This is a genomic window from Pseudomonas sp. Z5-35, assembly GCF_051131945.1.
Lineage (GTDB): Bacteria > Pseudomonadota > Gammaproteobacteria > Pseudomonadales > Pseudomonadaceae > Aquipseudomonas > Aquipseudomonas marvdashtae.
Genome location: NZ_CP071640.1, coordinates 1,026,116 through 1,046,523, shown reverse-complemented (window position 1 = coordinate 1,046,523; position 20,408 = coordinate 1,026,116). Strand labels below are relative to the sequence as shown.

The 20,408-nt window shown below is 60.6% G+C and carries 24 protein-coding genes and 1 pseudogene; 12 read left to right on the top strand and 13 right to left on the bottom strand.

Features of this window, described 5'->3' with window-relative positions:
• Positions 1 to 217 precede the first annotated feature (217 nt).
• Positions 218 to 2,320: a TonB-dependent siderophore receptor gene (locus tag J3P95_RS04945; RefSeq protein WP_434578459.1), complete on the top strand. Its 2,103-nt coding sequence runs from the start codon at positions 218 to 220 to the stop codon at positions 2,318 to 2,320.
• Between the two features lie 11 nt (positions 2,321 to 2,331).
• Positions 2,332 to 3,051, top strand: a complete 720-nt coding sequence (locus J3P95_RS04940) for a DUF4198 domain-containing protein (RefSeq protein ID WP_434578460.1) — start codon at positions 2,332 to 2,334, stop codon at positions 3,049 to 3,051.
• 47 nt (positions 3,052 to 3,098) lie between these two features.
• Here the strand turns inward: J3P95_RS04940 and hisC are convergent, their stop codons facing one another.
• The 10 genes from hisC to J3P95_RS04890 all read right to left on the bottom strand — a co-directional run bounded on the left by hisC (position 3,099) and on the right by J3P95_RS04890 (position 11,069).
• The gene (gene hisC / locus J3P95_RS04935) at positions 3,099 to 4,151 is read right to left on the bottom strand and encodes a histidinol-phosphate transaminase (RefSeq protein WP_434561165.1); all 1,053 of its coding nucleotides are present in this window, start codon (positions 4,149 to 4,151) and stop codon (positions 3,099 to 3,101) included.
• A 1-nt stretch (position 4,152) separates the two neighbouring features.
• A complete protein-coding gene (hisD, locus tag J3P95_RS04930; RefSeq protein WP_434561163.1) occupies positions 4,153 to 5,490 on the bottom strand; it encodes a histidinol dehydrogenase in 1,338 nt (445 codons plus the stop codon).
• Between the two features lie 124 nt (positions 5,491 to 5,614).
• Positions 5,615 to 6,250 carry an ATP phosphoribosyltransferase gene (gene hisG / locus J3P95_RS04925; RefSeq protein ID WP_053178222.1) on the bottom strand — a complete coding sequence of 212 codons (636 nt, stop codon included), beginning with the start codon at positions 6,248 to 6,250 and terminating at the stop codon, positions 5,615 to 5,617.
• A gap of 128 nt (positions 6,251 to 6,378) precedes the next feature.
• Positions 6,379 to 7,644, bottom strand: a complete 1,266-nt coding sequence (murA, locus tag J3P95_RS04920; RefSeq protein WP_434561161.1) for a UDP-N-acetylglucosamine 1-carboxyvinyltransferase — start codon at positions 7,642 to 7,644, stop codon at positions 6,379 to 6,381.
• Positions 7,645 to 7,666: 22 nt separating this feature from the next.
• Positions 7,667 to 7,906 (bottom strand): BolA family protein, encoded by a 240-nt coding sequence (locus J3P95_RS04915; protein WP_434561159.1) that lies wholly within the window; start codon positions 7,904 to 7,906, stop codon positions 7,667 to 7,669.
• 113 nt (positions 7,907 to 8,019) lie between these two features.
• On the bottom strand, positions 8,020 to 8,325 hold the full coding sequence (locus tag J3P95_RS04910) for an STAS domain-containing protein (protein WP_434563696.1): 306 nt from the start codon (positions 8,323 to 8,325) through the stop codon (positions 8,020 to 8,022).
• An 8-nt stretch (positions 8,326 to 8,333) separates the two neighbouring features.
• Positions 8,334 to 8,984 carry an MlaC/ttg2D family ABC transporter substrate-binding protein gene (locus J3P95_RS04905; protein ID WP_434578463.1) on the bottom strand — a complete coding sequence of 217 codons (651 nt, stop codon included), beginning with the start codon at positions 8,982 to 8,984 and terminating at the stop codon, positions 8,334 to 8,336.
• An 11-nt stretch (positions 8,985 to 8,995) separates the two neighbouring features.
• Positions 8,996 to 9,463, bottom strand: a complete 468-nt coding sequence (gene mlaD, locus J3P95_RS04900; RefSeq protein ID WP_186613429.1) for an outer membrane lipid asymmetry maintenance protein MlaD — start codon at positions 9,461 to 9,463, stop codon at positions 8,996 to 8,998.
• The gene (gene mlaE / locus J3P95_RS04895) at positions 9,463 to 10,260 is read right to left on the bottom strand and encodes a lipid asymmetry maintenance ABC transporter permease subunit MlaE (RefSeq protein ID WP_434561153.1); all 798 of its coding nucleotides are present in this window, start codon (positions 10,258 to 10,260) and stop codon (positions 9,463 to 9,465) included. Before mlaE ends, mlaD begins: the two co-directional genes overlap by 1 nt.
• Positions 10,260 to 11,069, bottom strand: a complete 810-nt coding sequence (locus J3P95_RS04890; protein ID WP_434578466.1) for an ATP-binding cassette domain-containing protein — start codon at positions 11,067 to 11,069, stop codon at positions 10,260 to 10,262. Before J3P95_RS04890 ends, mlaE begins: the two co-directional genes overlap by 1 nt.
• A gap of 273 nt (positions 11,070 to 11,342) precedes the next feature.
• Between J3P95_RS04890 and J3P95_RS04885 the strand changes: the two genes are divergently transcribed.
• The 10 genes from J3P95_RS04885 (at position 11,343) to J3P95_RS04840 (ending at position 18,381) form a co-directional block, all read left to right on the top strand.
• Positions 11,343 to 12,317, top strand: a complete 975-nt coding sequence (locus tag J3P95_RS04885) for a KpsF/GutQ family sugar-phosphate isomerase (protein ID WP_434561149.1) — start codon at positions 11,343 to 11,345, stop codon at positions 12,315 to 12,317.
• Positions 12,317 to 12,841, top strand: a complete 525-nt coding sequence (locus J3P95_RS04880; RefSeq protein ID WP_434578468.1) for a KdsC family phosphatase — start codon at positions 12,317 to 12,319, stop codon at positions 12,839 to 12,841. The genes J3P95_RS04885 and J3P95_RS04880 overlap by 1 nt, the downstream gene beginning before the upstream one ends.
• 7 nt (positions 12,842 to 12,848) lie before the next feature.
• Entirely contained in the window at positions 12,849 to 13,418 is a 570-nt protein-coding gene (gene lptC, locus J3P95_RS04875) for an LPS export ABC transporter periplasmic protein LptC (RefSeq protein WP_186613420.1), read from the top strand.
• Positions 13,405 to 13,953, top strand: a complete 549-nt coding sequence (gene lptA / locus J3P95_RS04870; RefSeq protein ID WP_434561147.1) for a lipopolysaccharide transport periplasmic protein LptA — start codon at positions 13,405 to 13,407, stop codon at positions 13,951 to 13,953. Before lptC ends, lptA begins: the two co-directional genes overlap by 14 nt.
• Complete coding sequence (lptB, locus tag J3P95_RS04865; RefSeq protein ID WP_047228667.1) at positions 13,953 to 14,678, top strand: LPS export ABC transporter ATP-binding protein; 726 nt, start codon at positions 13,953 to 13,955, stop codon at positions 14,676 to 14,678. The genes lptA and lptB overlap by 1 nt, the downstream gene beginning before the upstream one ends.
• A 196-nt stretch (positions 14,679 to 14,874) precedes the next feature.
• Positions 14,875 to 16,368, top strand: coding sequence for an RNA polymerase factor sigma-54 (locus J3P95_RS04860; RefSeq protein ID WP_434561145.1), 1,494 nt, complete (start codon positions 14,875 to 14,877; stop codon positions 16,366 to 16,368).
• Between the two features lie 76 nt (positions 16,369 to 16,444).
• Positions 16,445 to 16,753 carry a ribosome hibernation-promoting factor, HPF/YfiA family gene (gene hpf / locus J3P95_RS04855; protein ID WP_039592236.1) on the top strand — a complete coding sequence of 103 codons (309 nt, stop codon included), beginning with the start codon at positions 16,445 to 16,447 and terminating at the stop codon, positions 16,751 to 16,753.
• Positions 16,754 to 16,765: 12 nt separating this feature from the next.
• The gene (gene ptsN, locus J3P95_RS04850) at positions 16,766 to 17,230 is read left to right on the top strand and encodes a PTS IIA-like nitrogen regulatory protein PtsN (RefSeq protein WP_186613414.1); all 465 of its coding nucleotides are present in this window, start codon (positions 16,766 to 16,768) and stop codon (positions 17,228 to 17,230) included.
• A gap of 2 nt (positions 17,231 to 17,232) precedes the next feature.
• Complete coding sequence (gene rapZ, locus J3P95_RS04845; protein ID WP_186638038.1) at positions 17,233 to 18,090, top strand: RNase adapter RapZ; 858 nt, start codon at positions 17,233 to 17,235, stop codon at positions 18,088 to 18,090.
• Between the two features lie 15 nt (positions 18,091 to 18,105).
• The gene (locus J3P95_RS04840) at positions 18,106 to 18,381 is read left to right on the top strand and encodes an HPr family phosphocarrier protein (RefSeq protein ID WP_434561143.1); all 276 of its coding nucleotides are present in this window, start codon (positions 18,106 to 18,108) and stop codon (positions 18,379 to 18,381) included.
• Between the two features lie 36 nt (positions 18,382 to 18,417).
• Here the strand turns inward: J3P95_RS04840 and J3P95_RS04835 are convergent, their stop codons facing one another.
• From J3P95_RS04835 to J3P95_RS04825, 3 genes and pseudogenes are all read right to left on the bottom strand, one after another.
• Positions 18,418 to 19,308, bottom strand: a complete 891-nt coding sequence (locus J3P95_RS04835) for a ZIP family metal transporter (protein WP_434578472.1) — start codon at positions 19,306 to 19,308, stop codon at positions 18,418 to 18,420.
• A 30-nt stretch (positions 19,309 to 19,338) separates the two neighbouring features.
• Positions 19,339 to 19,950, bottom strand: a complete 612-nt coding sequence (locus J3P95_RS04830) for a superoxide dismutase (protein WP_434578474.1) — start codon at positions 19,948 to 19,950, stop codon at positions 19,339 to 19,341.
• Between the two features lie 2 nt (positions 19,951 to 19,952).
• Positions 19,953 to 20,392: pseudogene (locus J3P95_RS04825) on the bottom strand (hypothetical protein).
• Positions 20,393 to 20,408 lie beyond the last annotated feature (16 nt).

Genomic DNA, 20,408 nt, shown 5'->3' with positions numbered 1-20,408 from the left:
GAGCTTGCTCCCGCTGGGTCGCGCAGCGGCCCTAAAAACCGTCACCTCGAAAATACCAGACCGACCGCATCCGATCCTGTTGGGGCTGCTTCGCGGCCCAGCGGGAGCAAGCTCCCTCGCCACGAAAACAATCCGCGAATCAGGAAAATCAGAAATAGCATAAATTCTCATTAGTAGTGTTATATTGTTTCAATACTAAAAATTGGAACAACATAACATGTCATCTTTAAAACGGATTTCCCTCGCCAGCCTGGCCCTGGGCCTGCTGGGCGATCCGGTCTTTGCCGAAGAAAACCAGCCCCTGGAGCTGGACGCCATCAACGTCACGTCCAATTACGAATCCCCCACTGGCCCCGTCTCGGGCTACCGCGCCACCCGTTCCGCCAGCGCCACCAAAACCGACACGGCCCTGCGCGACGTCCCGCAATCCATCAGCGTAATCCCCGCCAGCGTGCTCAAGGACCTGGGCAGCACGAGCGTCGAGCGAGCGCTGGAATATGCCGGCGGCGTATCGAAACAGAACAGCTTCGGCGGGCTGACGCTCTACGAATACAGCGTGCGCGGCTTCACCACTTCAGAATTTTACAAGGACGGTTTCAGCGCCAACCGCGGCTATCCCAGCACGCCGGACGCGGCCAATATCGAGCGCATCGAGGTACTCAAGGGGCCTGCGGCCAGCCTCTACGGGCGAGGCGATCCCGGGGGCACGGTGAACATCGTCACCAAGAAACCCCAGCCTAAAGCGTTCACCACATTGCAGACCAGCGCTGGCAGTTGGGATCGCTACCGCACCGCCCTGGACGTCAATACGCCACTCGACGCTGAAGGCAACGTGCTGTCGCGGGTCAACCTGGCGGTCGAGGACAACCACAGCTTCCGCGATCACGTCGACAACAAGCGTGTCTTCGTGGCGCCTTCCATCAGTTGGCAACTAAGCCCAGACACTCGGCTGCTGGTGGAAAGTGAAATCGTGCGTCACAGCTCGACTTTTGACCGCGGCATCGTCGCGCCAAACAATCGCTGGAGCGGCGTTTCCCGTTCGACTTTTTTGGGCGAGCCCAACGACGGCGACATCGACAACCACAACAACATGCTTCAGGCTGCCCTTGAGCATCAGCTCAACGATGACTGGCAACTGCGCCTCGCCAGCCACTACAAGCAGGGCGAACTCTGGGGATTTGCCTCCGAAGCGCGCCCGCTGAACGCCGACGGCCACACCGTGAACCGCCGCTACCGCGAGCGCGACAACAACTGGCACGACAGCATTACCCAGCTGGAACTGCGTGGCCAATTCGACCTCGGGCCTTGGCAGCATGAAGTGCTGATCGGCACGGAATACGAGGACTACCGCAAGAACGAACGCGTGACCACCATCGCTGGCGCTTACCCCATCGACCTCTATAACCCGATCTACGGCCAGCCAAAACCCAACGGCGTGCGCTCCGGCACGGACTTCTTCGAGCATGTCAAGAGCCGGGCCCTGAACCTTCAGGACCAAGTCATCTTCACCGACAAGCTGCGCGGCCTGCTCGGCGTGCGCTATGAGCATTTCGAACAAAGCGTCGACAACCACGTCAACGACGTGACCAGCCGCCAGCGCCATGACGCCCTGACCCAACGCGCCGGGCTGTTGTATCAACTGACGCCTGAAGTCGGGCTGTTCGCCAACGCCTCCACCTCGTTCAAGCCCAACAACGGCCTGGACGCCAACGACAAGACCTTCGACCCCGAGGAAGGTATCGGGTATGAAATCGGGGTCAAGAGCGAGTTGTTCGATGACCGATTGAGCACCACCCTGGCGGCGTTCCACATAGAAAAGGAAAACGTCCTGACTCAGGTTGCCGGAACCGATTTCAGCCGCGCCGTGGGCGAGGCCCGCAGCCAGGGCATCGATTTGCAGATCACCGGCCAGCTGACCGACGCGGTGCGCATCATCGGCGCCTTCGCCTACATCGATGCCGAAGTGACCCAGGGTGACGAGGAAATTCCCACGGGCAGCCGGATCCTCGGCGTCGCCAAGCGCAGCGGCAGCTTGCTGGGCGTCTACGAATTCCAGGATGGGCATCTGCGCGGTTCGGACCTCGGTGCAGCGTTCACTTATGTCGGTGATCGCTCGGGCGAAGCCGGCAAGGACTTCGAACTGCCGGCCTACCACACCGTGGACCTGCTGGCCCATTACAAGGCCAGCGACAACGTCACCGTCGGCCTGAACCTGAACAATGTCTTCGATGAAAAGTACTACGAACGCTCCTTCAGCAATTACTGGGTCACGCCCGGCGACCCGCGCAACTTCACTGTCAGCCTCACCCTCGATCTGTAAAGGAAGTCAGCATGAAATACCCCAAGACCTTCGCCCTTATCGGCCTGTTTCTCGCCACCCAGGCCTCGGCCCATGGCCTGTGGACCGAACAACGACGCGGCAACATTGAAGTGATCTACGGCCACGGCGCCGAGGACAACGCCTTCAAGGCGAAAAAAATCAGCGGCGCCTGGGCCTACGACCTGGGCGGCAAGATGATCCCCGTTACGGTGGAGCGCCTGCCGGACCATGCGCGCCTGCAACCGCTCAAGCCCCCGGCCGTGCTGGCGGTCGCCCTGGACAACGGGATGTGGTCGCAGACGGCTGACAAAAAGTGGATCAACGAAGGCCGCAGCAAGGTGCCCGGCGCGATTGAGTCGACGCAGACGTTCAAATACAGCCTGGCGATCTATGAGCCGGGGGCGAAACTGCCGAAGCTGGATCCGATCAAGTTCGTAATCGTGCCGGAAGTCGACCCGCTGACCGTCGGTCCCGGCCAGTCACTGCCGGTGCGGGTGCTGCTCGATGGCAAACCAGCGGCTGGGGTGAAACTGGTGGGGGACTACCGTAGCGCGCCGAATACCGTGAGCACTGAAACCGATGCCGAAGGCCGGGCCAAAGTGCTGGTGCGCAATGAAGGTTTGAATGTGATCGCCGCGAGCATGGAAATCGCGCTCAAGGACAACAAGGACGTGGCGACGCGCGGCGTGTTCACCTCGCTGACATTCCTCGGCGAACCGCACCACGAATAGGACACCAAGCGCTGTGGGAGCGAGACTCCCACAGCGACCGCAGGTCTTTAGAGTTCGCCCAAGGCTTCGATCAGGGCCTGGTTCTGCTCCGGCGTGCCGATGCTGATCCGCAGGAACTGCGCAATGCGCTCTTGCTTGAAGTGCCGCACAATCACGCCTTGCTCGCGCAATTTCGCCGCCAGCCCCGCCGCGTCGTGCCGGGGATGACGGGCGAAGATGAAGTTCGCCGACGACGGTAGCACTTCAAAACCCTTGGCTGCCAATTGCGTCACCACCCATTCACGGTGCTCGATGACCAACCGACAGGTCCGGTCAAAGTACTCACGGTCGTCGAACGCTGCCGCGCCGCCGACATTTGCCAGGCGATCCAGGGGATAGGAGTTGAAGCTGTTCTTGATTCGCTCCAGCGCTTCGATCAGCTCCGGATGGCCCACCGCCAGCCCCACCCGCAGCCCCGCCAGCGAACGAGACTTGGAAAGCGTCTGGGTGACCAGCAGGTTCGGATAACGATCCACCAGGCTGATGGCCGTCTCGCCGCCAAAGTCGATGTAGGCCTCGTCGACCACCACCACCGAATCCGGGCTGGCCTTGAGGATCTGCTCGATCGCTTCCAGCGCCAACAGGCAGCCGGTCGGCGCGTTGGGGTTGGGGAAAATGATCCCGCCATTGGGCTTGGCGTAGTCCGCCGGGTCGATCCGGAATTGCTCATCCAGCGGCACCGCATCGAACTGGATACCGTACAGCCCGCAATAAACCGGATAGAAGCTGTAGCTGATGTCCGGGAACAGCAACGGCTGATCGTGTTGCAACAAGCCGTGGAAGATGTGCGCCAGCACTTCATCCGAACCGTTGCCCAGGAACACTTGGTTGGTCTGCACACCGTAATACCGGGCCACGGCGCTTTTGAGCAGATCACTGTTGGGATCCGGATACAGGCGCAGATTGTCGTTCAGCTCGGTCTGCATCGCGGCCAGGGCCTTGGGCGATGGGCCGTAGGGATTTTCATTGGTGTTGAGCTTGACCAGCCGGGTCAGCTTCGGCTGTTCGCCCGGCACGTAGGGCACCAGGTTCTTGACGAACGGGCTCCAGAATCTGCTCATTTCAGTTCCCCTGCCGCTCAATGGATGGCTCGTCAAGAATGCGGTACTCGGCGCTACGCGCGTGGGCGCTCAGGGATTCGCCGCGGGCCAGCACCGACGCGGTCTTGCCCAGTTCGGACGCGCCCTGCTCGGAGCAGAAAATGATCGACGAACGTTTCTGGAAATCGTAAACCCCCAGCGGCGAGGAGAAACGCGCGGTGCCGGAGGTCGGCAGCACGTGGTTGGGACCCGCGCAATAGTCGCCCAGCGCCTCGGAGGTGTGACGGCCCATGAAAATCGCACCGGCGTGGCGAATCTTCGGCAACCAGGCTTGTGGGTCGGCGACCGACAATTCCAGGTGTTCCGGCGCGATACGGTTGGCGACCTCGATGGCCTGCTCCATGTCTTCGACCTTGATCAGCGCTCCACGACCATTGATCGAGGTGTTGATGATCTCGGCGCGGTCCATGGTCGGCAGCAGCTTGTCGATGCTCGCAGCGACCTTGTCGAGGAACTCGGCGTCCGGGCTGACCAGGATCGCCTGGGCATCTTCGTCGTGCTCGGCCTGGGAAAACAGGTCCATGGCGATCCAGTCCGGGTCGGTCTGACCGTCACACACCACGAGGATCTCCGAAGGTCCGGCGATCATGTCGATACCGACCTGGCCAAATACGTGGCGCTTGGCGGTGGCGACATAGATGTTGCCCGGCCCGACCACTTTGTCGACCCTCGGCACGCTTTCGGTGCCATAGGCCAACGCGGCGACGGCTTGGGCACCGCCGATGGTGAACACCCGGTCGACGCCGGCAATGCAGGCGGCGGCCAACACCAGTTCGTTGATTTCACCGCGCGGGGTCGGCACCACCATCACCACTTCGGTCACCCCGGCGACCTTGGCCGGGATGGCGTTCATTAATACCGAGGACGGATAGGACGCCTTGCCACCCGGGACGTACAGGCCGGCGCGGTCCAGCGGCGTGACCTTCTGGCCCAGCACCGTGCCGTCGGCTTCGGTGTAGCTCCAGGAGTCCTGTTTCTGCCTTTCGTGGTAGCTGCGAACCCGGGACGCGGCTTTTTCCAGCGCCTCGCGCTGAGGCACGGTGATCCGAGTCAGTGCCAGCTCCAGACGCTCGCGTGGCAGGATCAGGTCGGCCATCGAGGCGACTTGCAAGCCGTCGAACTTCTGCGTGAACTCCACCAACGCGGCATCGCCACGCTCGCGAACGGCCTTGATGATGTCCAGCACCCGCTCATTGACCGAGTCGTCAGACACACTCTCCCAGCTCAGCAGATGATCCAGATGATGCGCGAAATCCGGGTCGGCAGCGTTGAGTCGGCGAATCGAAGTGGGAGCGGTCATAGCGAGGGCCTCATTAATGGCAAATGCTCAGGCGCCCTAAGCTACCAGTCCATTCGCGTGGGCACCTGAGAAAATTGGCTATGACGCGGATAGACGGGCGCGACGCTAAGGTCGCGCAGGTGAATCAGCCGCGGTGTCGCGATTCCACTGCCTTGCGCAGGGTATCGATCAACGCCTGGATACGGGCGTGCTGCATTTTCATCGAAGCCTTGTTGACGATCAGCCGGGAGGTGACGTCCGCGATGAAATCCTGGGGCTCCAGGCCATTGGCCCGCAACGTATTGCCGGTGTCGACGACGTCGATGATCTTGTCCGCCAGGCCGATCAACGGCGCCAGCTCCATCGAACCGTACAACTTGATGATATCGACCTGACGGCCCTGCTCGGCGTAGTAACGCTTGGCAATGTTGACGAACTTGGTCGCCACCCGCAGGCGTCCCTTGGGCTCAGGTGCGCCGACTTTACCGGCGGTCATCAGCTTGCAGCGGGCGATCTGCAGGTCCAACGGCTCGTACAAGCCCTGACCACCGTATTCCATCAACACGTCTTTACCGGCCACCCCGAGATCAGCGGCGCCATGTTCAACGTAGGTTGGCACATCGGTGGCGCGCACGATCAGCAAGCGCACATCGGCCTGGGTCGTGGGGATGATCAACTTGCGGCTCTTGTCCGGATTCTCGGTCGGCACGATGCCCGCTTCAGCCAGAAGCGGCAGGGTGTCGTCGAGGATACGGCCCTTGGACAGTGCGATGGTCAACATGGGAAGCGTCAGTCCTTATCAAGTACTCATGCCTGGTCGCAAACGGCGCCAGACACACATCGAGGGTGGAACCACCCTCGACGTGAAACGAAATCAGAGGGCACCTCCCTGTGCCCGTTCAGCCGGGACTAGCCCGGTACGCGACGGATCTTGGCGCCGAGCATCTGCAGTTTCTCTTCGATGCACTCGTAGCCACGGTCGATGTGGTAGATGCGATCGATGAGCGTATCGCCTTCGGCTACCAAGGCCGAGATTACCAGGCTGGCCGAGGCCCGCAGGTCGGTGGCCATCACAGGCGCGCCCTTGAGCTTCTCGGTCCCGGTAACGATGGCGGTGTTGCCTTCGACCTGGATCTTGGCGCCCATGCGGTGCAGCTCGTAGACGTGCATGAAACGGTTTTCGAAGATCGTCTCGATCACCGCACCGGTGCCTTCGGCAATGGCGTTGAGGGAGATGAACTGCGCCTGCATGTCGGTCGGGAACGCCGGGTAAGGCGCGGTCCGCACGTTGACGGCTTTCGGCCGCTTGCCGTGCATGTTCACTTCGATCCAGTCTTCACCACAGGTGACTTCGGCGCCGGCTTCCTTGAGTTTTTCGAGGACGGCTTCGAGGATGGTTGGATCAGTGTCCTTGACCTTGACGCGGCCACCGGTGACGGCGGCGGCTACCAGGTAGGTGCCGGTTTCGATACGGTCTGGCATCACTTTATAAGTGGCCGAATGCAGGCGCTCGACGCCATCGATGGTGATGGTGTCGGTGCCGGCGCCGGTGATCTTGGCGCCCATGGCGATCAGGAAGTTCGCCAGGTCGACGACTTCAGGCTCGCGGGCGGCGTTTTGCAGCACGCTGCGGCCCTTGGCAAGGGCAGCGGCCATCATGATGTTCTCGGTACCGGTCACGCTGACGGTATCGAAGAAGAAGCTCGCCCCGCGCAGGCCGCCTTCAGGGGCCTTGGCCTTGATGTAGCCGCCCTCGACGTCGATGATCGCGCCCATGGCTTCCAGGCCACGGATGTGCAGGTCCACCGGACGCGAACCGATGGCGCAACCGCCAGGCAGCGCGACTTCGGCTTCACCGAAACGAGCAACCATCGGGCCCAGCACCAGGATCGACGCACGCATGGTCTTCACCAGTTCGTACGGGGCGATCAGGGTCTTGATGGTGCGCGGGTCGATTTCGACGCTGAGCTTCTCGTCGATCACCGGCTCGATGCCCATGCGACCGAACAGCTCGATCATGGTGGTGATGTCGTGCAGGTGCGGCAGGTTGGCCACGGTCACCGGGCCATCGCACAGCAGCGTCGCGGCCAGGATCGGCAGGGCGGAGTTCTTTGCCCCGGAAATACGGATTTCGCCATCAAGACGAACGCCGCCGGTAATAATCAATTTATCCATAAGAATCTCGAGGCCCTTGGGCTCAGGTGCGCTCGGCCCAGGCCGCGCGACTGAAAAATTTCATCGTGACCGCGTGGATGCTGCCATCGGCGATCCATGGGTTCAAATGGGCATAGATGCTCTGCTGACGCTTCACTGGGCTCAACGCCGCCAGTTCATCGCTGATCACGTTCAACTGGAAGTTGCAGCCTTCGCCTTCAACTTCCACGTTCGTACCAGGCAGCTTTCCTTCTAGGAAGCTCTTCACTTCTACAGCCTGCATGCTCAACCTCAATCGGCGCCCTGTGCGCACGGGTCGCACATCATACAAAAAAGCCCCGCGCCTGCGAACCCCGCGAAGCAGGACTCTGACGGGGGGCCTCCAAAGATGTGGGTTCAGTGGTGCGCCAACAGCTCGGTCAATTCGCTGACCTGGGCTATTTCGCGCATGTCTTCGGGCATTGCGCGGATGCTCCACGTCTTGCCGGCTTCCTTGGCGTCCCGCATGAAGCACAGCAGCAGCGACAGGCCGACGCTGCTGGACTTCTGCACGCCTGAGCAATCGATCACCAGCTCGGCGGTCGTGGCGGACTTGATCAGCGCCTGGCCCTGCTTGCGCAAGCCCGGGCCGGTGCGGTAATCCAGCACGCCGCTGAGCAGCAGCTCGCCGGACTCGCCCAGGCGCACGGCCGACTCACTCACCGACTCGTTCATTGCTGCTTCTCTTGGGCATCTTCGGCAACTTCTTTTGCCTTGGCGACCTCACCGGCCCAACCATTGATGGTCTTGTCCAGGTCATTGCCATTGCGCTGCATCGCATCGGCGAACTGATCGCGGAACAGCTTGCCGATGTTGATGCCATTGATGATCACATTGCGTACCTTCCACTCGCCATTGATCTTCTCGAGCGTGTAGGACACCGGGTAGACGGCACCGTTGTTGCCCTTGACCGTCATGCCGACGCTGGTGCGCTCGCCAGACTCATCCTTGGCCGGGTCGACCGTGATGCCTTGGTTGTTGTACTCGAGCAAGGCGTTGCCATAGAACTGGAACAGGCTGCGCTTGAAGTTTTCCTGGAAGCGGGTCATCTGCGCGGGCGTAGCCTTGCGCGAATACTTGACGGTCATGATGCTCTTGGAAATACCGTCGGCATCCACCACCGGCCCAACGATACGGTTCAAGGATTCATAGAACGCGCCCGGGTCCTGCTTGTACTTTTCCTTGTTGGCTGAAAGATCCGCCAACAGCTGGTCAGTCGTCGTCTTGATGATGTCGTGCGCCGAAGGCGCCGCCAAGGCGTTGCCCATCAGCGGCAGCGCCGCCAGCAGGACCAGCAGGCTGCGTCGCAGGATAGAGATCATTCAAAAGCTCCTCATTTGGCGTCTTTGCTAACGGTATTGAGCAGGAATTTACCGATCAGGTCCTCAAGCACCAGCGACGACTGCGTATCGTGGATGGTCCCGCCGTCCTTGAGCAGGGAGTCTTCCCCGCCCACGCTGATACCGATGTATTTCTCACCCAGCAGCCCAGCCGTGAGGATAGATGCAGTGGAGTCGGTCGGCAGGTTATCCACGCGTTTTTCCAACTGCAGCGTTACCCGGCCAGTGAAACTGTCGCGGTCCAGATCGATTGCCGTGACCTTGCCGATGGTCACACCGGCCATGGTCACCTTGGCTCTGACCGTCAAACCGGCGATATTGTCAAAATAAGCATAAAGTTTATAAGTATCGGTGCTCGCGGTCGGCGCCAGTCCACTGACCCGCAGGGCCAGCAGCAGCAAAGCCAGGATGCCAGCCAGCAAGAAAAGGCCGACACCGATTTCCAGGGTGCGGTTTTGCATCAGAAATCTCCAAACATCAAGGCGGTCAGAATAAAGTCAAGGCCCAGGACGGCCAACGAGGCGTAGACCACGGTCTTGGTTGTGGCACGGCTGATCCCCTCTGACGTGGGCTCACAGTCATAACCTTGAAACACGGCAATCCAGGTCACCACGAAAGCGAATACGGCACTCTTGATCACACCGTTGAGCACATCGTCGAGAAAATCGACGCTGTTCTGCATGTTGGCCCAATAGGAGCCTTCATAGACCCCCAGCCAATCGACGGCAACCCATGAGCCGCCCCAGATCCCCACGACACTGAAGATCATCGCCAGCACCGGCAGGGAAATGAAGCCGGCCCACAGGCGCGGGGCAATAATATATTTGAGCGGGTCGACACCAATCATTTCCAGGCTGGACAACTGCTCGGTGGACTTCATGTTACCGATTTCGGCCGTCAGCGCCGAACCGGCACGCCCGGCGAACAGCAGTGCCGTCACCACCGGCCCGAGTTCACGCAGCAATGTCAGCGCAACCATCTGCCCAACCGCCTGCTCCGACCCGTAGCTGGACAAAATGCTGAAGCCCTGGAGTGCCAGCACCATGCCGATGAAGATCCCGGAGACGACGATGATCACCAGGGACATCACCCCCACCGAATGCAATTGCTTGACCAGCAGGCCAAAACCGCCGCCGGTCGAATTACGACCGAGCAAGGCATGCATCAGGAACAACGATGAACGCCCCAGGACTGCCACCACGTCGATGCCCGAGCGACCAAACAGGCGGACTCTTTCTATTAATGACTTCTTGCGCATCAGCGCTTCCCCAGCAGATCGGTACGGTAATCCGTGGCCGGAAAATGGAACGCCACCGGGCCGTCCGGATCACCTTTCATGAATTGGCGAATGCGCGGGTTGTCCGAATCCAGCAACTCCTGGGGCGTGCCCTGCCCCAGCACCTGACCATCGCCTACAACATAGATGTAGTCGGCGATGCTCGCGGTTTCGGCCAGGTCATGGGAGACCACGATGCTGGTGATGCCCAACGCATCGTTGAGCAGGCGGATCAGGCGCACGAGCACGCCCATGGCAATGGGGTCCTGCCCAACGAAGGGCTCGTCGTACATCAGGATTTTCGGGTCGAGGGCGATCGCCCGGGCCAAGGCCACCCGCCGCTTCATGCCGCCAGACAGCTCGTCCGGCATCAGCTCCAGGGCACCCCGCAGCCCGACCGCCTGCAATTTGAGCAGGACGATGTCGCGAATCATCTCTTCCGGCAGCTGCGTATGGACCCGCAGGGGAAACGCCACGTTCTCGAATACATCAAGGTCAGTGAACAGGGCACCGCTCTGGAACAGCACGCCCATATGCTTGCGCGCATCGAACAGGTCGCTGCGCGATAGCTGCGGAAGATTCTGGCCGTTGACCCAGACTTCGCCGGTGCTGGGGCGCAGTTGTGCGCCCATCAGCCGCAGCAGCGTGGTCTTTCCGCAGCCGGAAGGGCCCATGATGCCGGTCACCTTGCCGCGCGGGATACGAATATCGATGTCATTGAAAATACTGCGCGTCCCTCGCTTGAAGGACAGTCCCTTCAGCTCGACCGCGTAGGCGTTGTCGGCACTCATCTAAACTCCTTGCGATGCAGCCTCATATTCGAATGCCCCGGCCAGCCGACAAACGCCGGTACAACCGGGCACACGAACCGGCGGCGAACTATATCACTGCAACCGCCGGGCGCCCAAGGCCAACCCCATGCCCGTTAAGCCAGACCAGCGATAAAACGCCACAATTTATGTCCGACCTTACAACCGTTCGAATAAAGCATGACGAACTAACGTGAGGGATTCGTTCATTGTCGCTATAATCGCCGCCTTTTCATCGGGCTATACGATTCTGACATGAGCCAATCCAGCGACCTGATTCAATCGGCACAACGTACCATCCGCCTCGAGCTCGAAGCCGTGCAAGGCTTGCTGCCTCATATCGACGCTGATTTCGTACGCGCCTGCGAGATGATTCTGGCCAGCAAGGGGCGCGTGGTCGTGGTCGGCATGGGCAAGTCCGGGCACATCGGCAACAAGATCGCTGCCACCCTGGCCAGCACCGGCACCACGGCATTTTTCGTCCACCCGGCCGAAGCCAGTCACGGCGACATGGGCATGATCACCCGGGACGATGTCATCCTGGCCCTGTCCAACTCCGGCTCGACCAATGAAATCCTCACGCTGCTGCCATTGATCAAACGCCTGGGCATCCAGATGATCAGCATCACCGGCAATCCGGACTCTCCCCTGGCCAAGGCCGCCGAAGTGAACCTCAACGTTCATGTCGAGCACGAAGCCTGCCCGCTGAACCTGGCCCCGACTTCGTCCACCACCGCAGCCCTGGTCATGGGCGATGCCCTGGCCGTGGCACTGCTGGAAGCCAGGGGCTTCACCGCCGAGGACTTCGCTTTTTCCCACCCCGGTGGTGCTTTGGGCCGTCGCCTGTTGCTGAAAGTCGAAAACGTGATGCACGCCGGCGAGGCATTGCCGCAAGTACAACGCGGCACGCTGCTCAAGGACGCGCTCATGGAGATGACCCGCAAGGGGCTGGGGATGACGGTGATCCTCGAAGCCGACGGCAAGCTCGCCGGGGTTTTCACGGACGGCGATCTGCGCCGCACCCTCGATCGCGCTATCGATATCCGCAATGCGACCATCGACGAAGTCATGACCCCTCACGGCAAGACCGCTCGCGCCGACATGCTCGCCGCCGAAGCCCTGAAAATCATGGAAGACCACAGGATCAACGCACTGGTGGTGGTGGACGACGAGGACCGCCCGGTTGGCGCCTTCAATCTGTCCGACCTGCTGCGTGCTGGAGTAATGTAATGACGACCGACCTGCTGCTACGGGGCAAGAATATCAAGCTCGCCGTGTTCGACGTTGACGGTGTGCTCACCGATGGCCGCCTGTACTTCCTTGAAGACGGCAGCGAATTCAAGACTTTCAATACGCTCGACGGCCAAGGCATCAAGATGCTGATGGCGACTGGCGTGCAGACCGCTATCATCAGTGGTCGCAAGACCCCGGTGGTCGAGCGGCGGGCGAAGAACCTCGGTATCGCGCATCTTTATCAGGGCCGTGAAGACAAACTGGTGGTACTGGACGAACTCCTGGGCCAACTCAACCTAAGCTATGAACAGGTCGCCTACCTCGGTGACGACCTGCCGGACCTGCCGGTGATCCGCCGGGTCGGCCTGGGCATGGCCGTGGCCAACGCGGCCGCCTTCGTACGCGAGCACGCCCATGGGGTTACCACGGCGAGGGGCGGCGAAGGCGCGGCCCGTGAATTCTGTGAACTGATCCTGCGTGCCCAGGGCCACCTCGAAGCGGCCCACGCCGCATACCTGTGAGCCATTTATGCTAAGCAAGAAGATTCGCACCATCCTGGTGTTCGGCTGTATCGCAGCGATTTTCGCGGCGGTCGGCTACTGGAACATCAGCCCGGAACGCTTCCTTGACCAGCCGGCGGCCAAGGTCGAGGAAAACATCGACTGGTACGCAACCAATACGCATACGCTGCAATACCTGCCCGACGGCAAGCTGCAGTACGAAATGACCTCCGACAAGGTCGATCACGTAAAGGCCAGCGATATCACCCTGGTCACCAAACCGGACCTGAACATGTTCCGGGGCACTGAATTTCCGTGGCACGTCCAGAGCGAGCGCGCCGAGGTCAATCCCGGTGGCACCGAAGTCGAGCTGATCGACTCGGTACGCATCGCCCGGACCGATGAAAAGAACCGTACGACCATCATTACCAGCAGCCGCATGACGGTCTTTCCGCAGCGAGAATATGCGCAGACCGAGCAACCCGTTAGAATCGACGGCGCCGGCGGCGTGTCGACTGGCGTAGGAATGAAGGCGTATTTGAAGGAAAGCAGGATACACCTGCTATCGAAAGTAAGAGGACAGTATGAAGCTCGCTAAAACCCTCCCTATTTTGCTCAGTCTGGGCGCAGCACTGGGAAGCGCGAGCGCCTGGGCCCTCCCCAACGACCGCGACCAGCCTATCCGCATCCAGGCCGACGACGCGCAACTGGACGACAAGAACGGTGTCGCCACCTATAAAGGTGACGTGATCATCACCCAGGGCTCGATGAAGGTGACCGGCAACACCGTGACCATCACCCGCACCCAGTCCGGCGACATCGACGTGGTGACCTCGGTGGGCAACCTGGCCTACTTTGAGCAGATGCAGACCGCGGGCGACACCAAGCCGGTCCAGGGCTATGGCGTCACCATCCAGTATCACGCGTCCCAGGACCGCGTCGTGCTGATCGACCGCGCCAAGGTTGTCGACAAGGACAACAACGTGACTCAAGGCGAGAAAATCGTCTATGACACCAACAAGAAACTGGCCAGCGCCGGTCGCGCCACTGGCAGCAAGGTCACCGAATCGCGCCCGCGTATCGACATGGTGATCCAGCCGAAAAAGAAAACCGACGAGCAGAAGGCCCAGTAATGGCAACTCTGAAAGCCCAGCACTTGGCCAAGAGCTACAAGAGTCGCCAGGTCGTTCGCGATGTCAGCCTGTCCATCGATAGCGGCCAGATCGTCGGCCTGCTCGGCCCCAACGGCGCGGGCAAGACGACCTGCTTCTACATGATCGTAGGCCTGGTCCAGGCCGACCAGGGCCGCGTCCTGATCGATGACTTGGACGTCAGCCACCAGCCGATGCATGGCCGGGCAAAAGCCGGTATCGGCTACCTGCCTCAGGAAGCGTCGATCTTTCGCAAGCTGTCAGTGGCCGACAACATCATGGCGATCCTCGAGACCCGCAAGGAGCTCGACAAGGCCGGCCGTCGCCAGGAATTGGAAAGCCTGCTGCAAGAGTTCCACATCAGTCACATTCGCGACAACCTGGGCATGAGCCTGTCCGGTGGCGAGCGCCGCCGTGTGGAAATCGCCCGCGCCCTGGCCACCGCGCCGAAATTCATCCTGCTCGACGAACCGTTCGCTGGCGTGGACCCGATCTCCGTGGGCGACATCAAGCAGATCATCCACCACCTCAAGGCCAAGGGCATCGGCGTATTGATCACCGACCACAACGTGCGCGAGACCTTGGATATCTGCGAAACCGCCTATATCGTCAATGACGGCCAGTTGATTGCCGAAGGCGACTCCGCCACCATCCTGGCCAACGAACTGGTCAAGGAAGTGTATCTGGGCCATGAATTCCGCCTTTAAGCACAATGTGCCTGGCGAATGCCCGAGCGATGCCGGCGCTTCAATGCCGACGTTGCGGGGACGCGTTCAATTAATTGAGAGTCCCCCCTAGGCAAACACTTCAGTTTCAGGCATATAATTTGCTTAAGTTTGGCGCTCCGGCGCCCTGTAGTGGATGGCGCATGTGCGCCGGCGAATAAGGTGTTAAGCCCCTGCCATGAAACCATCGCTAGTCTTGAGAATGGGCCAGCAGCTGACGATGACACCGCAGCTGCAACAGGCCATCCGCCTGCTCCAATTGTCGACCCTGGACCTGCAACAGGAAATCCAGGAGGCGCTGGAGTCCAATCCGATGCTCGAACGCCAGGAAGAAGGCGAAGACTTCGACAATACCGATCCGCTGGCCGATAACGTAGAGCAGAAAACTCCCGCCGAAATCCCGGAACCGTCCTACCAGGAAGCCGCCCCGACGGTGGACAACCTCGAGGACGGCGAGTGGAACGAGCGTATTCCCAACGAGCTGCCCGTGGACACGGCCTGGGACGACGTATACCAGACCAGCGCCAGCAGCCTGCCGAGCGGCGATGACGACGAGTGGGATTTCACCACCCGCACCTCCGCCGGGGAGAGCTTGCAAAGTCATCTGCTGTGGCAACTGAACCTGGCGCCGATGTCCGATACCGATCGCCTCATCGCCGTAACGCTGATCGATTGCATCAACAACCAGGGCTACCTGGACGAGACCCTCGAAGAGATCCTGGAAGCCTTCGACCCTGAGCTCGACATCGAGCTGGACGAGATCGAAGCCGTCCTCCATCGCATCCAGCAGTTCGAACCCGCCGGCATCGGTGCTCGCAACCTGGGTGAATGCCTGTTGCTGCAACTGCGCCAGCTGCCCGCCAAGACGCCGTGGCTGGCCGAAGCCAAACGGTTGGTGACGGATTTCATCGACCTGCTGGGCGGCCGCGACTATAGCCAACTGATGCGTCGCATGAAGCTCAAGGAAGATGAGCTGCGCCAGGTCATCGAGCTGGTACAAAGCCTCAATCCGCGCCCCGGCTCGCAGATCGAATCCACCGAACCCGAATACGTGGTACCTGACGTGATCGTGCGCAAGCACAACGACCGCTGGCTGGTGGAACTGAACCAGGAATCGGTGCCCAAGCTGCGAGTCAACGCCCAATACGCCGGTTTCGTGAAGCGCGCCGACACCAGCGCCGACAACACCTTCATGCGCAACCAGTTGCAGGAAGCGCGCTGGTTCATCAAGAGCCTGCAAAGCCGCAACGAAACCCTGATGAAAGTTGCTACCCAGATCGTCGAGCATCAGCGCGGCTTCCTGGAGTACGGCGACGAAGCGATGAAACCGTTGGTCCTGCACGACATCGCCGAGGCGGTGGGCATGCATGAGTCGACTATTTCCCGGGTGACTACCCAGAAATTCATGCATACCCCACGGGGCATCTATGAATTGAAATACTTTTTCTCCAGCCACGTCAGCACCTCCGAAGGCGGCGAATGCTCGTCCACGGCTATCCGCGCGATCATCAAAAAACTGGTCGCGGCGGAAAATCAGAAAAAGCCGTTGAGTGACAGCAAGATCGCTGGTTTACTGGAGGCACAAGGCATTCAGGTGGCCCGCCGTACCGTCGCCAAATACCGTGAGTCCCTCGGGATCGCGCCTTCGAGCGAACGCAAGCGGTTGATGTAACAGGCCACGCCACAGCGTTCCAGTGGCAGGTATTTCTACCTGCCGCTTTATGCACTGGCAACGAAGGAGAAGCTGTATGCAAGTCAACATCAGTGGACACCAACTGGAAGTGACCGAACCCCTGCGCACTTACATCGGCGAGAAACTCGACCGATTGGAAAGGCATTTCGACAAGATTACCAACGTGCAAGTCACGATGAACGTCGAGAAACTGCTGCAGAAAATCGAAGCCACGCTGCATATTCCCGGCGGAGAAGTGGTTGCCAACGCAGAGCATTCAGACATGTATGCCGCGATTGACCTGCTGACCGACAAGCTGGATCGCCAACTCAAAAAGCATAAGGAAAAGACCCAGAGCCTCCTCCAGGGCGCAACCGGTCGTTAACCCCCCCAATCCATGATCCGACTAGAAACCATCCTGACCCCCGGCCGTTCCCAAGTGAACGCGCCGGGCGGCAGTAAAAAGAAAGCCCTCGAACAAATTGCCAACCTGATCCACCGCGAGGTACCGGATCTGGAAATGCAAGACGTCTTCGAGGCATTGGTCGCCCGTGAAAAACTGGGCTCCACCGGTTTTGGCAACGGCATCGCCATTCCTCACTGTCGCCTCAAAGGCTGCACCGCGCCAATCAGCGCGTTGTTGCACTTGGAAGCACCTATCGATTTCGACGCCATCGACGGCGCCCCGGTCGACTTGCTGTTCGTATTGCTGGTCCCGGAAGCGGCGACCGACGCGCACCTGGAGCTGCTGCGCCAGATCGCCAGCATGCTGGACCGCAAGGAAGTACGCGAAAAACTGCGCAGCGCCCCGAGCAACGAAGCCTTGTATCAGGTAGTCCTGGACGAGCAGAACGGCCATTAAACATGCGCATGATCATCGTCAGCGGCCGCTCCGGCTCCGGTAAAAGCACCGCCCTCAACGTGCTTGAGGACAGCGGTTACTATTGCATCGACAATTTGCCAGCAGGCCTTCTTCCAGAATTGGCCGAGCGAGCGCTGATCCACACCGAGCTGGCGCAACCACTGGTCGCTGTGTCCATCGATGCCCGCAACCTGCCCAGCCATTTGTCGCGATTCCCCGAATTGCTCGAAGAAGTGCGCAGCCGGCATATCCAATGCGATGTGCTTTACCTGGACGCCGACGAGGAGACGCTGCTCAAGCGCTTCTCTGAAACCCGTCGACGCCATCCGCTGAGCAACGCCAGCCGCTCCCTCGCCGAAGCCATCCATGACGAAAGCCAGCTGCTCGGCCCCATCGCCGACTTGGCGGACCTGAAGGTCAACACCACCAACCTGAACCTGTATCAGCTGCGTGACACCATCAAGTTGCGCCTGCTGAATCAGCCGGAGCCGGGCACGGCTTTCCTCGTGGAGTCGTTCGGCTTCAAGCGTGGCATGCCGGTGGATGCCGACCTGGTGTTCGATGTCCGGTGCCTGCCCAATCCCTACTGGAAGCCGGAACTGCGCGAACAGTCCGGACTCGACCAGCCGGTAATCGATTACCTGGCGGCCCAGCCGGATGTCGAGGAAATGTACCAGGACATCTCTGGCTATCTGCTGAAATGGCTCCCCCGTTTCGCCGCCAGCAACCGCGCCTACGTCACGATCGCGATCGGCTGTACGGGTGGGCATCACCGCTCCGTCTACCTGACCGAGCGCCTGGGTCAGCTCTTGCAACAATCCCTGAAGAACGTCCAGGTTCGCCACCGCGACCTCAGCTAAAGGATTCACATCGCGATGCCTGCTCGGGAAATTGAAATCATCAACAAGCTGGGCCTGCATGCCCGTGCCTCGGCCAAATTCGTGGGTGTGGCGGGCAAGTTTCCTGATACCACGATCCGGGTCGGGCGTACGCCTGATTCGACGGTCGACGGCAAGAGCATCATGGCGATGATGATGCTTGCAGCGGGCAAAGGCACCAAGATCCACCTGAGCACGGAAGGTGAACAGGCTCAGGAAGCGATGGATGCACTGGTGGAACTCATCAATAACTACTTTGATGAAGGCGAATAGCCGCCCCTCGTCCAAAGACGACCTTTACGGGGAGCTTCACGCCAACGCCGTGTCCATCACCATCATCAGACAAAACCCAACCAGCAGCCCCAGGCTCGCCAGCTTCTCGTGACCATTACGGCGCGATTCAGGGATGACTTCATGGGTTACAACCAGCAACATCGCGCCGGCGGCCAACGCCAATCCCAGGGGCAGCAGCGCCTCGGCCAGGCTCACCAGCCAGGCGCACAGCAGCGCGCACACCGGCTCGACCAGCCCTGACGCGGCGCCGATCAAAAACGCCCTGGCACGGGACATCCCGGCGGCGGCCAGTACCAGCGCGATAACCAGCCCTTCCGGCACGTCCTGCAAGGCGATGCCCATCGCCAGGCTGTCGGCATCCGGCATGCCGCCGCCCGCCGAGACACCGACGGCCATGCCTTCGGGAATGTTGTGGGCGATGATTGCGAACACAAACAGCCAGATCCGCGGCGCAATGATCGAATGGCCCGGCGTCACTAACAGCTTTTCGGGGCTGGCAGATACCTTGCGGTCCACCAGATACAACCCGAACGCCCCAAGCAGAATGCCGAAACTGATGAAACCGCTGGCTGCCCAAGGCGTGAACCCCAGGTGCTCGGCCGCGGCAATGCCGGGCACGATCAACGAAAACGCTGTGGCAGCGAGCATCACCCCGGCGCCGAAACCCAGCAGCGAATCACTCACGGCTTGGGGCATGCGCCGGATCACCAGCACCGGCACGGCGCCCAACGCGGTGCCCAGTGCGCAAAGCCCGCCTCCCTGCAATGCCCGCAGCAGTTTCGGCTCCAGGTCCAGCCATGCCAATCCCTGGGCCGTCAATAATGCCATTCCGGCCAACACCAACAGCGATCCCAAGGCGTAGCGGAACATCCGCCCGCCGCCTATCGCCAGCGCTTCAGTGTCCATAGTCAGCCTTGGATTGTTTTCATGAAGGACTCAAGCAAGCGCAGCCTCATAACGTCGTGCGACTTCCGGCCAATTGATCACGTTATAGAAGGCGTTGATGTATTCGGGACGACGGTTCTGGTACAGCAGGTAATAAGCATGCTCCCAGACATCCAGGCCAAGGATGGGCGTATTCCCGCTCATTAACGGACTGTCCTGGTTGCCACTGCTTTCCACCACCAGGGTCTTTTGCGGGGTCACGCTCAACCAGGCCCAACCGCTGCCGAAACGGGTCAGCGCAGCCTTGGTGAAAGCCTCCTTGAAAAGCTCGATACCGCCCAGTTGCGCATCGATCGCCGCCGCCAGGGCGCCCTCGGGCAGGCCGCCGCCCCGGGGCGTCATCACTTCCCAGAACAACGAATGGTTGGCATGGCCACCGCCTTGGTTGATCACCGCGGCCTTCAGGCTGGGCGGCAACTGCTCCACGCTGGACACCAGTTTTTCGACGGGCCAATCGGCAAATTCGGTGCCGTCCACCGCCGCGTTGAGGTTATTGATGTAGGTCTGGTGGTGCTTGGTGTAGTGGATCTCCATGGTTTGCGCATCGATGTGCGGTTCCAGGGCATCGTAGGCGTAAGGCAAAGCGGGCAAGGTAAAAGCCATGTTCAATGAACTCCGTAATGAAGAGTGGCGTTGCGCTGACGAGGCGCGGCGGCATTGCAGTGCAGCAGGCGCTGGGTGCGTGGGTATTCGCCGTGCTCGCTGATGAAATTCAGCAGTTCGACATAGGTCTTGTGGCTTTGGCGCATCGCGGCTTCACGCAACGCCGGCGCCATGCGCTCGTCCTGCAGGGTCTGCAGCAGGCGCTGGTGGATGGCGCATAGGTACTCGGCGCTCTCCTCCGGCTGGTTCAAGCGCAAGTGCAAGTCCGCCAGGTTGTGATGGGACACGACGCAGGCCGCCACGGCCTCATCAGCGTCAGCCCAGCGCTCGAACAACACCTGCGCCAAGGCCAGGGCCTGCAGTAGGCTTCGCGGGCGTCCACCAGCTCGCCTTGCATGAAACAGCGATTGGCCCGTTCGATCGTACGTTTCCAGTGTTCCATGATGAGTCCTCCACAC

Excerpts from the sequence above, each read along its gene's own strand:
- J3P95_RS04945 (WP_434578459.1), top strand. The coding sequence starts at position 218 with ATGTCATCTTTAAAACGGATTTCCCTCGCCAGCCTGGCCCTGGGCCTG.
- J3P95_RS04940 (WP_434578460.1), top strand. The coding sequence starts at position 2,332 with ATGAAATACCCCAAGACCTTCGCCCTTATCGGCCTGTTTCTCGCCACC.
- hisC (WP_434561165.1), bottom strand. The coding sequence starts at position 4,151 with ATGAGCAGATTCTGGAGCCCGTTCGTCAAGAACCTGGTGCCCTACGTG.
- hisD (WP_434561163.1), bottom strand. The coding sequence starts at position 5,490 with ATGACCGCTCCCACTTCGATTCGCCGACTCAACGCTGCCGACCCGGAT.
- hisG (WP_053178222.1), bottom strand. The coding sequence starts at position 6,250 with ATGTTGACCATCGCACTGTCCAAGGGCCGTATCCTCGACGACACCCTG.
- murA (WP_434561161.1), bottom strand. The coding sequence starts at position 7,644 with ATGGATAAATTGATTATTACCGGCGGCGTTCGTCTTGATGGCGAAATC.
- J3P95_RS04915 (WP_434561159.1), bottom strand. The coding sequence starts at position 7,906 with ATGCAGGCTGTAGAAGTGAAGAGCTTCCTAGAAGGAAAGCTGCCTGGT.
- J3P95_RS04905 (WP_434578463.1), bottom strand. The coding sequence starts at position 8,984 with ATGATCTCTATCCTGCGACGCAGCCTGCTGGTCCTGCTGGCGGCGCTG.
- mlaD (WP_186613429.1), bottom strand. The coding sequence starts at position 9,463 with ATGCAAAACCGCACCCTGGAAATCGGTGTCGGCCTTTTCTTGCTGGCT.
- mlaE (WP_434561153.1), bottom strand. The coding sequence starts at position 10,260 with ATGCGCAAGAAGTCATTAATAGAAAGAGTCCGCCTGTTTGGTCGCTCG.
- J3P95_RS04890 (WP_434578466.1), bottom strand. The coding sequence starts at position 11,069 with ATGAGTGCCGACAACGCCTACGCGGTCGAGCTGAAGGGACTGTCCTTC.
- J3P95_RS04885 (WP_434561149.1), top strand. The coding sequence starts at position 11,343 with ATGAGCCAATCCAGCGACCTGATTCAATCGGCACAACGTACCATCCGC.
- J3P95_RS04880 (WP_434578468.1), top strand. The coding sequence starts at position 12,317 with ATGACGACCGACCTGCTGCTACGGGGCAAGAATATCAAGCTCGCCGTG.
- lptC (WP_186613420.1), top strand. The coding sequence starts at position 12,849 with ATGCTAAGCAAGAAGATTCGCACCATCCTGGTGTTCGGCTGTATCGCA.
- lptA (WP_434561147.1), top strand. The coding sequence starts at position 13,405 with ATGAAGCTCGCTAAAACCCTCCCTATTTTGCTCAGTCTGGGCGCAGCA.
- lptB (WP_047228667.1), top strand. The coding sequence starts at position 13,953 with ATGGCAACTCTGAAAGCCCAGCACTTGGCCAAGAGCTACAAGAGTCGC.
- J3P95_RS04860 (WP_434561145.1), top strand. The coding sequence starts at position 14,875 with ATGAAACCATCGCTAGTCTTGAGAATGGGCCAGCAGCTGACGATGACA.
- hpf (WP_039592236.1), top strand. The coding sequence starts at position 16,445 with ATGCAAGTCAACATCAGTGGACACCAACTGGAAGTGACCGAACCCCTG.
- ptsN (WP_186613414.1), top strand. The coding sequence starts at position 16,766 with ATGATCCGACTAGAAACCATCCTGACCCCCGGCCGTTCCCAAGTGAAC.
- rapZ (WP_186638038.1), top strand. The coding sequence starts at position 17,233 with ATGCGCATGATCATCGTCAGCGGCCGCTCCGGCTCCGGTAAAAGCACC.
- J3P95_RS04840 (WP_434561143.1), top strand. The coding sequence starts at position 18,106 with ATGCCTGCTCGGGAAATTGAAATCATCAACAAGCTGGGCCTGCATGCC.
- J3P95_RS04835 (WP_434578472.1), bottom strand. The coding sequence starts at position 19,308 with ATGGACACTGAAGCGCTGGCGATAGGCGGCGGGCGGATGTTCCGCTAC.
- J3P95_RS04830 (WP_434578474.1), bottom strand. The coding sequence starts at position 19,950 with ATGGCTTTTACCTTGCCCGCTTTGCCTTACGCCTACGATGCCCTGGAA.